10 protein-coding genes and 1 pseudogene are annotated in these 13,866 nt (G+C 72.2%); 7 read left to right on the top strand and 4 right to left on the bottom strand.

Annotation, left to right across the window (positions count from 1 at the left end):
- Window positions 1-333 precede the first annotated feature (333 nt).
- Entirely contained in the window at window positions 334-1,116 is a 783-nt protein-coding gene (locus M2266_RS30615; protein WP_277441528.1) for a peptidoglycan-binding protein, read from the bottom strand.
- Window positions 1,117-1,601: 485 nt separating this feature from the next.
- Here M2266_RS30615 and M2266_RS30610 point away from each other — a divergent pair, with 485 nt between their 5' ends.
- Window positions 1,602-2,102: an AfsR/SARP family transcriptional regulator gene (locus tag M2266_RS30610; protein WP_277441821.1), complete on the top strand. Its 501-nt coding sequence runs from the start codon at window positions 1,602-1,604 to the stop codon at window positions 2,100-2,102.
- Window positions 2,103-2,330: 228 nt separating this feature from the next.
- On the opposite strand, the gene M2266_RS30605 is transcribed toward M2266_RS30610, so the two are convergent.
- Window positions 2,331-4,400, bottom strand: a complete 2,070-nt coding sequence (locus M2266_RS30605) for a phospholipase C, phosphocholine-specific (protein ID WP_277441527.1) — start codon at window positions 4,398-4,400, stop codon at window positions 2,331-2,333.
- Window positions 4,401-4,721: 321 nt separating this feature from the next.
- Here M2266_RS30605 and M2266_RS30600 point away from each other — a divergent pair, with 321 nt between their 5' ends.
- The 3 genes from M2266_RS30600 (at window position 4,722) to M2266_RS30590 (ending at window position 7,239) form a co-directional block, all read left to right on the top strand.
- Window positions 4,722-5,465, top strand: a complete 744-nt coding sequence (locus M2266_RS30600; protein WP_277441526.1) for a hypothetical protein — start codon at window positions 4,722-4,724, stop codon at window positions 5,463-5,465.
- 266 nt (window positions 5,466-5,731) lie between these two features.
- On the top strand, window positions 5,732-6,490 hold the full coding sequence (locus tag M2266_RS30595) for a sigma-70 family RNA polymerase sigma factor (RefSeq protein ID WP_277441525.1): 759 nt from the start codon (window positions 5,732-5,734) through the stop codon (window positions 6,488-6,490).
- Entirely contained in the window at window positions 6,487-7,239 is a 753-nt protein-coding gene (locus M2266_RS30590) for an aspartyl/asparaginyl beta-hydroxylase domain-containing protein (protein ID WP_277441524.1), read from the top strand. Before M2266_RS30595 ends, M2266_RS30590 begins: the two co-directional genes overlap by 4 nt.
- A gap of 37 nt (window positions 7,240-7,276) precedes the next feature.
- Here the strand turns inward: M2266_RS30590 and M2266_RS30585 are convergent, their stop codons facing one another.
- Window positions 7,277-7,801 carry a copper chaperone PCu(A)C gene (locus M2266_RS30585; RefSeq protein WP_277441523.1) on the bottom strand — a complete coding sequence of 175 codons (525 nt, stop codon included), beginning with the start codon at window positions 7,799-7,801 and terminating at the stop codon, window positions 7,277-7,279.
- Window positions 7,798-10,140 carry a heavy metal translocating P-type ATPase gene (locus tag M2266_RS30580; protein WP_277441522.1) on the bottom strand — a complete coding sequence of 781 codons (2,343 nt, stop codon included), beginning with the start codon at window positions 10,138-10,140 and terminating at the stop codon, window positions 7,798-7,800. Before M2266_RS30580 ends, M2266_RS30585 begins: the two co-directional genes overlap by 4 nt.
- 800 nt (window positions 10,141-10,940) lie before the next feature.
- Between M2266_RS30580 and M2266_RS30570 the strand changes: the two genes are divergently transcribed.
- The 3 genes and pseudogenes from M2266_RS30570 (at window position 10,941) to M2266_RS30560 (ending at window position 13,866) form a co-directional block, all read left to right on the top strand.
- Window positions 10,941-12,371: an MFS transporter gene (locus M2266_RS30570; protein WP_277441521.1), complete on the top strand. Its 1,431-nt coding sequence runs from the start codon at window positions 10,941-10,943 to the stop codon at window positions 12,369-12,371.
- A 133-nt stretch (window positions 12,372-12,504) separates the two neighbouring features.
- Window positions 12,505-13,548: pseudogene (locus M2266_RS30565) on the top strand (beta-ketoacyl-ACP synthase III); the annotation flags it as partial.
- A 42-nt stretch (window positions 13,549-13,590) separates the two neighbouring features.
- Window positions 13,591-13,866, top strand: a complete 276-nt coding sequence (locus tag M2266_RS30560; protein ID WP_277441819.1) for a phosphopantetheine-binding protein — start codon at window positions 13,591-13,593, stop codon at window positions 13,864-13,866.

Genomic DNA, 13,866 nt, shown 5'->3' with positions numbered 1-13,866 from the left:
CGAAGGGGCCGTTGCCCGATCCGGAGTCGTAGCAGAGCTCCAGCCCCGGGCCCAGCGCGGAGGGTCAGGGGCTCGTGGCGATGGGCACGGACATCCGTCCGGTGCCCGTTGCCGTATTCGCGGCGAATTTCTCCTCGATTCCGCGTACTGCTCCGCCGCCCTTGGGCAAAATGACCGTAGGAACGGGCGGTAGCGTCGGGACGGGAGACTTTTCGATGTACTGGATCGAGGCATGGCGGCCTTCCCGGCGCGGAACTTCCTCGCGTCGCAGGAAATGCGAACTCATGTACGGGGGACGCAAATTCGAAAGCGCCGGAAATGTGGAGTGAAAGGTCAGGAGTTGGGCACGCGCAGCTCCGCCCAGGAAACGGGGCCCGGCCAGCCGTCCGCGTCCGATCCCCGATAGCCGATCTTCCGCTGGAACCTCGCGTAGGAGCGCCGGTCGGTATCGGTCCACTGCGGGCCGGGGCCGTGGCTGTACTGAGCCACCCCTTCGGCGACCAGCCGACGGCCCATCGCCGTGATGATCGGGCTGCGCGGTGCGGTGCGGAACCACTGCACGCCCGGGAACGGCTCCAGGGCGGCCGAGTCCGATTCGGGGGCCGGTCGGGGCCAGGCCGGGTCGGCGGAGTCGATGCCGGCCGCGTACTTCGGGTACCCGTAGCCGTACACCCGGGGCGAGGTGCGCTCCCGCACCCGCCGGTAGACCCCGTCACCTTCGGCGGAGCCGTTCACGTTGGTGTTTCCCTCGATGGTGTAGATGCGCGTGGCGTCGAAGCGCTCCACCACCCCGGTGTGTTCCGAGCCGCCCACGCCGTAGAAGACCTGGGCACCCACCGCCGGATACTCCGAGAACCGCCCGCGCTCCTTGAACCATGCGACGCCGGTGGTACACGACGCCGTGCACGGGAAGAGGCTTGCCGCGCCGGCGCGCAGCGCCACCCAGGAGACGAAGGTCGCGCACCAGGGCTGGCCCTGCGACCACTCCAGGCCGGGAACTTCGTCGCTGTACCGCTGGATGTTGTTCCAGTCCCCGTGATCACGGCCCTCATGGACGCCGACCTGCCCGGCCGCGGTCCGCATGACCGCGTCGGCGTCCCCTTGTGCCGTTTCCACGAGTAGTGGGTCTGCTGACACGTGAATCACCCCCGCCGGCTCCGCTGTGGAGCCGGTAAAGACAGAGTCCTCGCGGGACCTTGCAGAATTCGTGCAACCTGCGTGCAGGGCGAGCCCGGGTGGGCCCAAGGCCTACTTCTCATCCATGAGATCCGCGTGTTAAACAATGACCGTGAAAGACGCACCATCGGTCTGGGGGGAGACGATGGAGTTCCGCTTACTCGGACCTGTCACCATCGCCGACGAAAACCGTTCGATCAGCCCGGGAGGGCGTAGACAACAAGCTGTCGTGGCGGCTCTGCTGATACACCGCAACACCTTCGTCCCGGTGCCCCGGCTCATCGACTGCGTGTGGGGCGACGAGGCGCCGCCCAGCGCGGTCAACAGTCTGCAGAGTTACGTCTCGCGCTTCAGGAAGCTGCTGGAACCGGTCCCGCCCGACGGGTCGCTGCGCCTGGTGCGCAGCGTCCCCGGGCGGGTACTCCCTGCATGCTCCGGACGAGCAGGTCGACGGGGTCCGGTTCGCGCGGCTCGTGACGGACGGCCGCTCGCTCCTGGAGTCGGGCCGCGCGATGGAGGCCTACCGCTCCCTGACCCGGGCGCTGCGGCTGTGGCGCGGTCCGGCGATGGCCGGTCTCGCCGATCATCCGCCGCTCGCCGCGGAGATCGCGCGGCTGGAGGAGCTGCGGATGTCCGCGACCGAGTACCTGGCGACGGCCGCCCTGGCGCTGGGCCGGAACGAGGAGGCCGTCGCCCTGCTCGGCGGCGTCATCCGTGAATGCCCGCTCCGGGAAGGGCCGCGCGCCGGCCTCATGCTGGCGCTCTACCGCTCCGGCCGGCAGGCGGAGGCCCTCGCCCTGTTCAGAACGACCAGGAAGATGCTCATCGACGAACTGGGTGTGGAGCCGGGCCATGAACTGGCCCGGCTCCAGCAGTCGATCCTCCGCCAGGACCCGGCGCTCGCCAGGCCGGTCCTGGCTGTCTAGTGCTCTGGCCGGAAAGGTTCACCGGTTCGCGACGCCCGGCACGGCACTTCTCCCCCAGCTACCGCTGGGGGTGCCCCCAGTTGTCGGAGTCGTCCGAGTACGCCCGGTACGAGGACGACCCTCCGCCTTGCGACGCACCGCGCCGGACGCCGCGAACCAGGCAAACCTTTCCGGCCAGAGCACTAGGGCGTGTTGAGGGGAGGAGGCGCCTCAGCGGGTGAAGGCGCCTCAGCGGGTGACGATCGCCGGGTCGCTCGTACCGGGCCGGCCTGTCTCGACGTGCCCCGCCAGCCGGCGCAGATAGCCGCCGTCCTGGTCGGAGCGGACCGTCAGGTCGTACCAGTCGTGGCTGCGGCGCGGGTGGGCGGTGTGGACGGCGCGCGCGCCGGGCCGCAGCCGGTACGTGGCGGGGCGCTCGTGCCCGTAGCCGTCCTTGACCGTCAACGTGACCGTCGTCGTACCCGGGTTGCTCAGCACCAGCCGCACGTGGCCGTCCCTCCCGTCATGGGTCGCGGCGACCTCGGGGCCCCGACTGCCGGCGTGGCCCGCGAACTGCCGCAGGAAGCCGTTGGGGCCGTGCACGGTGACGTCGTAGGCGCTACGCCCCGCCGTGCCGACGGCCAGGTGGTCCGACAGCCGCCGTCCCGCCTCGACGGTGTACGTCCACGGACCGTCCGTGCCGGTCGCGGAGGTGACGTACAGCTGCGCCCCGGCCTTGCCGTGGTTGGCGAAGTCGACGCGCAGGCGGTGCCCCTTGACGTCGACCGCCGCGTCCGCGGCCAGGTCGTACGGCAACGCGCGCGCCGGCCGGAGGCCCGGTTCCTGCTTCGGCAGCACCGGGTTGGCCGGGGGCACCGGCACGTAGTCGGGGTGCCGGTCGCGGTCCGGCGGCAGGTAACCGGCGGTGTCGGGCAGCGCCGGGACCCGGGTGTCGGTCCTGGTGAACTGGAACGCGGTGGTGAGGTCGCCGCAGACCGCCCGGCGCCAGGGCGAGATGTTCGGCTCGTGCACGCCGAAGCGCCGCTCCATGAACCGGATGATCGAGGTGTGGTCGAACACCTGGGAGTTGACCCAGCCGCCCTTGCTCCACGGGGACACGACGAGCATCGGGACCCGCTGGCCCAGGCCGTAGGCGCCCGGGACGCTCTTGTCCGTTCCCGCCGGGGTGAAGAGTTCACCGGTGGTGTCCACGGTCGACCGCCCCTGCGCCGGGGAGGACGGCGGGTACGGCGGCACGACGTGGTCGAAGAAACCGTCGTTCTCGTCGTAGGTGATGAAGAGCGCGGTCTTGCTCCACACCTCGGGATTGGAGGTCAGCGCGTCCAGCACCTGGGAGATGTACCAGGCGCCGTAGTTGACCGGCCAGTTCGGGTGCTCGGTGAAGGCCTCGGGCGCCGCGATCCAGGAGACCGCGGGCAGCCGGTCGGCCGCCACATCGGCCTTGAGGACGTCGAAGAATCCCTCGCCCGCCTTGGCGTTCGTACCGGTGCGGGCCTTGTCGTACAGCGGGTCGCCCGGCTTCGCGTTGCGGTACTGGTCGAAGTACAGCAGCGAGTTGTCACCGTAGTTGCCCCGGTAGGGGTCCTCGATCCAGCCCCAGCCGCCCGCGGCGTCCAATCCGTCGCCCACGTCCTGGTAGATCTTCCACGAGACCCCGGCCTTCTCCAGGCGCTCGGGGTACGTCGTCCAGGAGTAGCCGGCCTCGGCGTTGGTGATGACGGGTCCGCCGCCGGTGCCGTCGTTGCCGGTGAACCCGGACCACATGTAGTAGCGGTTGGGGTCCGTGGGGCCGATCAGCGAGCAGTGGTAGGCGTCGCAGATGGTGAAGGTGTCGGCCAGCGCGTAGTGGAAGGGGATGTCCTCGCGCGTCAGGTAGGCCATCGTCGTCGCGGTCTTGGCCGGCACCCAGCGGTCGTACTTGCCCTGGTTGAAGGCGGCGTGGCCGCCGTTCCAGTCGTGGTTGAGGTCCTGGAGGAACTGCAGGCCCAGGTTGTCCGCCTCCGGGTGGAAGGGGAGGACGTCCTTCGTGCCGTCGGACTGGTGCCACACCGGCTTGCCGCTGGGCAGGGTCACCGGCCGGGGGTCGCCGAATCCGCGGGCGCCGCGCAGGGTGCCGAAGTAGTGATCGAAGGAACGGTTCTCCTGCATCAGGACGACGATGTGCTCGACGTCGCGCAGGGAGCCGGTGCGGCGGTTCGCCGGGATCTCCGCGGCTCGGGCGATGCTCTCCGACAGTAGGGTGGCGGCGGCGGTGCCACCGGCCAGCTGCAGGAAACGTCGGCGGTCGATGGCGGTCATGAGAGGCCGGCCTCCAGGGTCGTTCGTGGCAGTGCGGTTGCGCTGCCAGTCTCCTCAGGCGGTGGAGAATCCCCCGCGACCGATGGATGGAGCCACGGTGAACACTCCGCCAACCACGATCACTCGCGGGCGAGCGACATGTTCGCACCCACCGGCACCGAATCCAAGAGGACGTCCCTGCCGCACCGCGGCCGCGTCCCAGCCCCGTACCGCCGCCTTCCGCGCCCCCGACGCCACCACCGGCGCATCGCGTGCGTCACAGACGATCAGGTCCGGGTTATATCGCTCCCACGGAGCGGACCGGAGTGGCACGATGGCGGCATGACCACCGGGCCGGCGTCCCGCACCGCACGAGCCGCGATGTTCGCGGCCGTCTGCGTGCTGATGGCAGCGCTCGGACACTCCTGGGCCTCCGGCGCCCCCGTCCCCTGGTGGTCGCTCTGCGCGGCCTTCTCCGGTACGGCCTCGGCCGCCTGGTGGGTGGCGGGACGGGAACGCGGCGCCCTCGTGGTCACCGGCTCCACGGTCCTGGCCCAACTCGGCCTGCACACCCTCTTCGGGCTCGCCCGGCCGCCCGGCCGGGAGGTGGCCGACCTGATGTCCCACGACATGCCGGGCATGCACAGCGGCGGCGCCGCGATGTCCGGAATCATGCGGACCGGCGATGCGCACCTGAGCATGAACGCGGGCGCGGGCATGTCCGGTTCGCCCCGCGGGCCGTTCTCCGCCTCCGACCTCATGAGCATGCCGTCCGGCGGTCATGACACCACCATGATGTTCCTCGCCCACCTGCTGGCCGCCGTGGTCTGCGGACTGTGGCTCTGGCGCGGCGAGGCCGCCGCCTTCCGGCTCGCACGAGCCCTGACGTCCCGGACGTCCTTGATGGCGGCTCCGCTGCGCCGCGTCTGGCGCGTGCTGTGCCGTGTCCTGCGCCCGGTCCGGGACGAGCACCGGCCGACTCCGCGCCGGACCGCCGACGACGCTCCCACGCACGCGCTGCGCGGCGTCCTGCTCCACCACGTCCTGTCCCGCAGGGGCCCACCAGTCGTCGCCCGGCACTGCTGATACCGCTCGTCCCCGGACGCCCGGCCCGAGCCGCGCGCCCGGGGACGAGCGGCGTGCCCGCCTGCCCGTACGCCGCCGTGCCCACGGCGGGCGGCGCCCCGCAGGCCGGTCCCTGACCACGCGGCTCTCTCCCACCACCCGCCGACCGCGGGCGGGGGACACGGACCCAGGCCGTCCCCACGGACACCGCCGGTCCTGAGACGCCGTTCGCCGACGGCCGCCTCACGCCGTGGTGCGGCCGTGCAGCACGAGAAGGACCTTTCGCGATGACTCATGCCCTGGTGAAGGGCGCCCCGAGGGCGTCGGCTCGCAAGGACGACGAACAGGTCACCGAGTGGGCGCTCGCCGCCCGCGGCGGCGACCCGGCGGCGGTCGAACGTTTCGTCCGCGCCACCTACGGCGACGTCTGGCGGTTCACCGCCCACCTCAGCGGCGATGTAAATGGCGCCGACGACCTGACACAGGACACGTTCCTACGGGCGCTGGGCGGCCTGCCCCGGTTCGCCGGCCGCTCCGGCGCGCGGACCTGGCTGCTGTCGATCGCCCGCCGGGCCGTGATCGACCGCTACCGGCACGCCGCCGCCCGGCCCCGGATCTCCGACGCCGTCGACTGGCGCAGCGCCGCCGAGGGGAGGCAACCCGTCGGGGTGCCGGGCTTCGAGGAGGGCGTGGCGATGCTCGAACTCCTCGACACCCTGCAGGCGGCACGCCGTGAGGCGTTCGTCCTCACCCAGCTGCTCGGGCTGTCCTACGCCGAGGCGGCAGCCGCCACCGGCTGCCCGATCGGTACCGTGCGGTCACGCGTGGCCCGCGCCCGCGACGACCTGGTCGTCCTGCTGGGAGCGGCGGAGACGGCCCCGCGCCCGAGAGTCGCCGCCGAGCATCCCGAGCACCGGGAGCACCCCGAGCACCGGGAGCACCCCGAGCACCCCGGACCGTCCGAGCGCCGCCGCGACGCGCTGCCGGCCGCCCCGTTGCGCCTCCGGCAGAACCGCGTCAACCGACCTGTCTGGAGCCCCGCATGACCCCCGAGATCGAGCAGGCCTTCGCCGAACTGCGGGAGCGGTACGGAGCGGGGTCCATCGTGCGCGTCGAGCAGATGCTGGAAGCGGGACGGCGGGACCGCCACCTGCTGCAGAGGGGCGCGAAGTGGATCCTGCCCGGGATCTCGCAGCGTCCGTGGCACGACCCGTACGAGCACCCCGAGCAGGCCCCTGTGGTGCACGCTCTCGAAGCCGCGCACCCGGCCATCAGGGACGAGTTGGCGGCAGCCTGGTCCGAGCGCCGTGCCGCGTTCTCCGACTACGAGCACTACTTGGCGCGGCAGGAGGACTGGCAGGCGCTGTACCTGTACCGCCGGGGCGCGCTGGTACGGGAGTCGGCGCACGTCGTGCCGACGGCGTTCAAGGTGCTCGAGGAGTACGCGGTCGACACCGGGAAGATCTGCCCGCTCCTGGAGAGCCACTTCTCCACCCTGCTGCCCGGCGCGTCGATCGCCCCGCATCACGACCTGTGGAACTTCAGCATCAACCTGCACCTGGCCGTGGACATCCCGGAGGGGTGCGGCATCACGGTCGCCGGTGAGACCAGGAACTGGGAGGAGGGCAAGTGCCTGCTGTTCGACTACTCCTTCGAGCATGAGGCGTGGAACCGCGGCACCCGGCCGCGCACCGCCCTGCTGGTCGACCTGTGGCACCCGGGCACCACCATCCCGGAGCGCGCGGCGCTGGTCGCCCTCATCACCGGGATCCGCAAGCTGATGGGGGAGGAGTGACGGCGTACCGGGGGTGACGGGAGTCGTCCGTCCGGGTTCAGGCTCCCGGGCGGACGACCACGGCCTCGACGCGCACGTCACCGCTGTCCCGGAAGTGCAGGACGAACGGCACCCGCTCACCCAGCGGCAGCCGCGGCGGACGCTGGATCATGACGTCGAGCCCGGCCGGATCCATGGTCACGGCGCCGTGCGCGGGCACCGCGACCGGACCTGCCGGTGCCATCCGGCCTGCTCCGTCGCGGACGACCGTGCGGGTGAGCATCGCGGGCCCCAGGACCGGGGAGTCCACCGACAGCAGGGTGTCGGCCGTGCCGCCGGAGTTGCGGACGGTGAAGAGGGCCGCGGTCGCCTCGGTGTTGGCGGGCCGGAGGACGCGGGCGTCGGTGACGGTGATCCGGGCCGGGGGTTCGCCGGCCGCGCCCGTCGCCGTGTAGGCGGTGAGCAGCGCCAGCACGGCCACGCAGGTGGCCACCGGGACCAGCGCGGCGCGCAGCGGCCCCGGCACCTCGAGGATGATCCCGGCAGGAGCCCGGTCGGGGCCGTCGTCGATCGGCGGAGTCATCGCGCACCCGCCAGGGACCGCTCGCCGCCGGCGCGACGGCCCGGCGTCCGCCCGGCCCCCCGTGCAGCGGATCCGGAACCGGACCCGCCGCCGGGCGAAGGCCCGACCAGCCGCAGGCTGTTGCCGACGACGAGCACCGAACTGGCCGACATCGCCAGCGCCGCGAACATCGGGTCGAGCCAGCCGGTCGCCGCGAGCGGCAGCGTCAGGACGTTGTACGCGAACGCCCACCCGAGGTTGGCCCGGATCGTGCGCAGGGTGCGACGGGTGAGCCGGACGGCCTGCACGACCGCCTCCATGTCCTCGCGCACGAGCGTGAGGTCCGCCGCGCCGATCGCCACGTCGGTCCCCGTGCCCATCGCGATCCCGAGATCGGCCACGGCCAGCGCCGCGGCGTCGTTGACCCCGTCGCCGACCATGGCCACCCGCCGCCCTTCGGACCGCAGTTCGGCGATGATCTCGGCTTTGCCCCGCGGGGCGACGCCGGCGTGCACCCGGGTGATGCCGACCTGCTCGGCGATCGCCGCGGCCGCGGCGGGTCCGTCGCCGGTGAGCAGGACGGACTCGATGCCCAGCTCCCGCAGATGGCGCACGGCGCGGTAGCTGGAGGGGCGCACGGTGTCGCCGACGGCCAGCACGGCGGCCGCCCGGCCGTCCAGCTCCACGACGACGGCGGTGTGCGCGGCACGCTCCGCCCGTTCCAGGGCCTGTCGCAGCACGTCGGGCAGGTCTGAACGGTCGCGGGGGCCGGCCACGCGCACCTCGTGACCCTCGACCCGGCCGGTCACGCCCACCCCGGGCAGCGCCCGGAAGCCCTCGGCCGCCGGCAGGGCGGCGCCCTCTCCGGCCCGCCGGCGTGCGGCGGCGGCCACCGCCCGTCCGACGGGGTGTTCCGAGCCGTGCTCCACCGCGCCCGCCAGCCGCAGTACCTCGTCGGCGGCCGGTCCGTCGGGAACGGTCGTGGTCGCGACGAGGGCCATCCGGCCGGTGGTGAGCGTGCCGGTCTTGTCGAACACGACGGTGTCCACCCGGCGCAGCCGCTCCAGCGCCTCGGGTTCGCGGATGAGGATGCCCAGTCGGGCGCCGCGTCCGGTGGCGGCGAGGAAGGCGGTCGGAGTGGCGAGGCCGAGCGCGCACGGACAGGCGACCACCAGGACGGCGACGGCCGCGGTCACGGCGGCCTCGGCGCCCGCTCCCGCCCCCAGCCAGAAGCCCAGCACGGTGCACGCGACCGTCACGACGGCGGGTACGAACACGCCGGCGATCGAATCCGCGAGCCGCTGGACGCGGGCCTTGCCCGCCTGCGCGTCGGTCACCAGGCGGGTGATCCGCTCGAGTTGGGTGTCGGCGCCGACGGCGGTCGCCCGCACCACCAGCAGACCGCCGGAGTTGACGGCCGCGCCCACGACCGTGGCACCGGGGCCGACCTCCACCGGTGTGCTCTCGCCCGTGACGAGGGAGAGATCGAGCGCGGAAGCGCCGTCCACCACGACACCGTCGGTGGCGACCTTCTCGCCGGGCCGCACCAGGAACTCCTGGCCGACCCGCAGCTCCGCGATGGGTATCCGCGGGCCGCCGACGCCGTTGTGTCCCCGCAACTCGACGTCCTTGGCGCCCAGTTCGGCCAGCGCGCGGAGCGCGGAGCCGGTGCCGCGCCGGGCGCGTGCCTCCAGGTAGCGCCCGGTCAGCACGAACAGCGGAACGCCGACCGCCGCCTCCAGATACACGTGCGCGACTCCGTCGCCGGCCGACGGCAGCCAGTTGAACGGCATCCGCATGTTCTGTTCGCCGGCCCCGCCGAAATAGAGCGCGTACACGGACCAGAGGAAGGAGGCGGCCACCCCCACGGACACCAGCGTGTCCATCGTCGCCGCGGAGTGCCGCAGCCCCCGCAGGGCCTGGCGGTGGAACGGCCAGGCCCCCCAGGTGGCCACGGGTGCGGCGAGGGTGAAGCACAGCCACTGCCAGTGATTGAACTGCCAGGCCGGGACCATGGACAGCAGCATGACGGGGAGCGCGAGCGCGGCGGTGCCCAGCAACCGGTCCCGGGCGGCGTCGCGGCCGGCGGCATCATCGGCCCCGGCCCCGACGGGCCCGTTGCCGTCCGGTGCGGGCGGGCGGGGGAGTTCGGCGGTGTAACCGGCCTGCTCCACGGCGGAGATCAGTCGCTCGGCCGGCATCTCCGGCGGGTGGGTGACGCGCGCCCGGCCGGTGGCCAGGTTCACGCTGGCGGTCACGTCGGCAAGCCGGGCGAGCTTCTTCTCCACGCGGCCGACGCAGGCCGCGCACGTCATACCGCCGACGACCAGATCCGTGGTGATCGCACCGGAGGCCGTCATCGTCCGGCCGCCGTGATCTCGGGCCCCTGCGACCCCATGCCGCCCATGCCCGGCATCCCGCCGCCGTCCGGTTCCGACGGCGATCCGGGTGACGGTTCGCCCGGGACACCCGGTGCGTCATTGCCCGTCCGGTGAATTCCCGGAGCGACAGGACCGGCCGCCCGGCCGACCGCGAACGAGGCTGCCATGAGGACGGCCAACAGCAACAGGAATCCGAGCAGAGCCGGTGGTGGCGCCGCCCTGGATATACGCCACGAGCCGGCGGAACGTGCGGGAGCGGGAATTTCTGCCCCAGGAGTCGATGCCACTCCTCATGTTTGCATGCCGTACGGGGCTGGTCGGCCGATCCGCAACCCAGTATGGTGTGATGAAAATTGTCGGAGACGCCGGGAACTGAATGACTCCCTCATCCGACTACTAGAAAACCCCTGTTGAGAGCCCCTGTGGTGCGAACGAGGCGGGATCACGGAAGTCGCGGCCTTAATTCGCCATCTCCTGGGCCTCGCAGTGCTCCACGGGTGGCCAAAAATAGCAGGTTTGACTGCAGGGCGGGTTGACAACTTCCCCGCTGGTGCCCATTCCTTTGGCCGGTTAGCGGTGGCACATCCGCGTTACTCCAACGCGCCGGCGCAGCCGCACCACACGGAAGCCGCATTCGCAATACGACCCTGAGTCAGTCCAAATCGAATGCACGGCGTTTGCCGCGTTCCGGAGCCTCGGTCAGGATCCACAACGGGTCTCGCTCCCGGCGTGTGACGGACATACGACCAGGGGCGCATTCCAAGGGGGAACGTCCGAGCATGTCTGCACTGAAGGCACCACCCGCTCCAACGCGCCAACGTCTCGGACTGTCCTTGTTCGTTCTGGCCACCGCTCAGCTCGTCATCGCTCTCGACTTCAACGTCGTCTATGTCGCCCTGCCGAGCATCGGCAGCGGCCTCGGTTTCTCGGCCCAGGACCTGCAGTGGGTGGTCAGCGCCTACGTCGTCGCCACCGCCGGATTCCTGTTGCTGGGCGGCCGGACCACCGACCTGCTCGGCCGCCGCCGGATCTTCACCGTCGCGGCCCTGCTGTACGCCGGCTCCTCCCTCGTCGGAGGACTGGCCGGATCCGCCGCCGTCCTGGTGGCCGTCCGCGCCGTCCAGGGCATCGGCGGGGCACTGCTGTTTCCCGCCACTCTCTCTTTGATCAATACGCTGTTCAGTGAGGGGCCGGCCCGCAACCGGGCGCTCGCCGTCTGGGGCGCCGCGGGCGCGGGCGGACTCTGCTTCGGCTCCCTGCTCGGCGGCGTGCTCGTCGACGCGTTCGGCTGGCCTTCGGTCTTCTTCGTCAACGTGCCGCTGGCCGTGCTGATCGCCGTCGCCGGATGGATGCTCTTCCCCGCCGACGAGACGTGGCAGCGGCGGCGGCAGTTCGACGTGGCCGGCGCGCTCGCCGCGACCGGCGGCATCACCCTGCTGGTCTTCGTCCTGGTGCACGCACCCGAGGCCGGCTGGACCAGTGCCTCCGTCCTGGGCTGCGCGGCCGCCTCCGTCGCACTGCTCGCGGCCTTCGCGGTCATCGAGACCCGCACCCGGGACCCACTCACGCCGGCCCGGCTGTTCGGCCACCGCAGCCTGGTCGCCGCCATGGCCCTGACCGCGGTGTTCAGCGCCACCTTCAGCTCGCTGCCGTACTTCCTGACGCTGTACTTCCAGACGGTGCGCGGCTACAGCGCCCTGCAGACCGGGCTCGCCTTCCTCGTCCCGGCGCTGGTGGTGGCGGCCGGCACCAAGGTGGGCGAACTGGCGGTCGGTGCGATCGGGATGACGAAGACCCTGCTGGGATCCCTGCTGCTGGGCGCCGCCGGCGTCGCCGTCCTCGCGCCGGGGCTGACCGCCGACGGTTCGTACGCGCGGGTGCTGCCGGGGATCGTGCTGCTGAGCGCCGGGCAGGGCGCCGGATGGACCGCGATGTGGATCGCGGCGGCCGCCGGGGTCGCGCCCGGGGACCAGGGTGTCGCGTCGGGCCTCGCGTCCACGACCCTGCAGGTCGGTGGCGCGGTCGGCCTCGCGGTGCTGGTGGCCGTCGCCGACACCGGCCGGCACGGCGCCCTGCACGGTGACGCGCTGCGTCTCGCCCTGCTGGGCGACATCCGCACGGCCGTCTACGTGATCGCGGCGGGCATCTGTCTGGGCACCGTGGTGCTGCTGGCCTTCCGCAGAGTGCCGGCTCCCGGCCCCGGCGCCTGAACGCGACCGCCCGACCCGTCGCCGACCGCCGTCCGACCCTTCACTCGTTTCCGTTTCCCTCCCGGCCCGTGGTGGCCGCGCAAGTGCACGCATACCGAGGAGATCCGCCGTGCTCAGCCCGAACATCCCCACCCTGCCGCCCCTACCCGACACCTCCACCGATCCGACCCACCCGGCCCACCGGCCCGCAGGAGCCGCGCCCGTCGCCGTCGTCTGCGGCATCGCCGGATGGTTGCCGCCAGGGGTCGTCACCAACGAGGACCTGTCGCGGCGTCTCGACACCACCGACGCGTGGATCAGAACCCGTACCGGCATCGGGCAGCGGCACGTCGTGGACCCCGGGCAGGCCACCTCCGACCTGGCGGTCGAGGCGGGGCGCCGGGCGCTGGAGTCCGCCGGTGCCGCGTCGGTGGACGCGGTGATCGTCGCCACCACCACACCCGACCGCTCCTGCCCGGCCACCGCGCCCCTCGTCGCGGACCGGCTCGGCCTGAACGGCGTGGCCGCGTTCGACATCAGCGCCGTGTGCACCGGATTCGTGTACGGGCTGGCCTCGGCCGCCGGGCTCATCGCGGCCGGCGTCGCCCGCCGGGTGCTGCTGATCGGAGCGGACACGTACTCCTCGATCGTCGACCCCGACGACCGGGCGAACGCGATCATCTTCGGGGACGGCGCGGGAGCGGTGGTGCTGCGCGCCGGGCGCGCCGACGAACTCGGCGCCGTCACCCACTTCGACCTCGGCAGTGACGGCGCGAACGAGGAGCTCATCATCGTCGCGGCCGGCGGCTCCCGGCAGCGGGCCGGCGACGGCACGCGCGAGGACCGGCGCTTCGCGATGCGCGGCCGGGAGGTCTACCGGCACGCCGTGACCCACATGGCCGGCTCGGCGCGCGCGGTGCTGGAGCGCGCCGACTGGAAGGTCGAGGACGTCGACCACCTCGTGCCCCACCAGGCCAACCTGCGGATCCTGCACTCGGTGGCCGACGAGCTCGGACTCGCCAGGACCGCCTGTGTGTCCAACATCGAGTCCGTCGGCAACACCGGCGCCGCCTCGATACCGCTCGCCCTCGCCGACGCCGCCGCCCGGCAGGTCGTCCAGCCGGGTCAGCGCATCCTGCTCACCGCGTTCGGAGGCGGCCTCACCTGGGGCTCCTGCGTACTGCGGTGGCCCGACCTCAGCACTTCCGGTACCCGAAGCACAACGGAGGAGACAGCCGCCATGAGCACCACCTACGAGCAGCTGGTCGCGATCATCGCGAAGCTGCACGACGCGGACCCGGACCTGGTCCGCCCGGAGGCGACGTTCGCCGAACTCGACGTCGACTCGCTGACGATGGTCGAGATCAGCATGCGCCTCGAGCGCGATCTCGGCATCGAGGTCGCGGACAACGAACTGCGCGGCGACCTGACCCTCGAGGAAACCGTAGGGCTGATCGACGCGAAGCTCGACGGCCCGGTCGGCACGCCGGCCACCACCCACCACACGAAGGGCTGA

Origin of the sequence: Streptomyces sp. SPB162, assembly GCF_029504575.1 — a bacterium.
In the GTDB taxonomy this organism is placed as follows: Bacteria; Actinomycetota; Actinomycetes; order Streptomycetales; family Streptomycetaceae; genus Actinacidiphila.
Note: the sequence above shows the minus strand (reverse complement) of the source record. Positions and strands in the feature narration are given on the sequence as shown.

Coding starts and splice junctions, on each gene's coding strand:
- M2266_RS30560 (WP_277441819.1), top strand. CDS start 13,591: ATGAGCACCACCTACGAGCAGCTGGTCGCGATCATCGCGAAGCTGCAC.
- M2266_RS30585 (WP_277441523.1), bottom strand. CDS start 7,801: ATGACTCCGCCGATCGACGACGGCCCCGACCGGGCTCCTGCCGGGATC.
- M2266_RS30570 (WP_277441521.1), top strand. CDS start 10,941: ATGTCTGCACTGAAGGCACCACCCGCTCCAACGCGCCAACGTCTCGGA.
- M2266_RS30600 (WP_277441526.1), top strand. CDS start 4,722: ATGACCACCGGGCCGGCGTCCCGCACCGCACGAGCCGCGATGTTCGCG.
- M2266_RS30595 (WP_277441525.1), top strand. CDS start 5,732: ATGACTCATGCCCTGGTGAAGGGCGCCCCGAGGGCGTCGGCTCGCAAG.
- M2266_RS30580 (WP_277441522.1), bottom strand. CDS start 10,140: ATGACGGCCTCCGGTGCGATCACCACGGATCTGGTCGTCGGCGGTATG.
- M2266_RS30605 (WP_277441527.1), bottom strand. CDS start 4,400: ATGACCGCCATCGACCGCCGACGTTTCCTGCAGCTGGCCGGTGGCACC.
- M2266_RS30590 (WP_277441524.1), top strand. CDS start 6,487: ATGACCCCCGAGATCGAGCAGGCCTTCGCCGAACTGCGGGAGCGGTAC.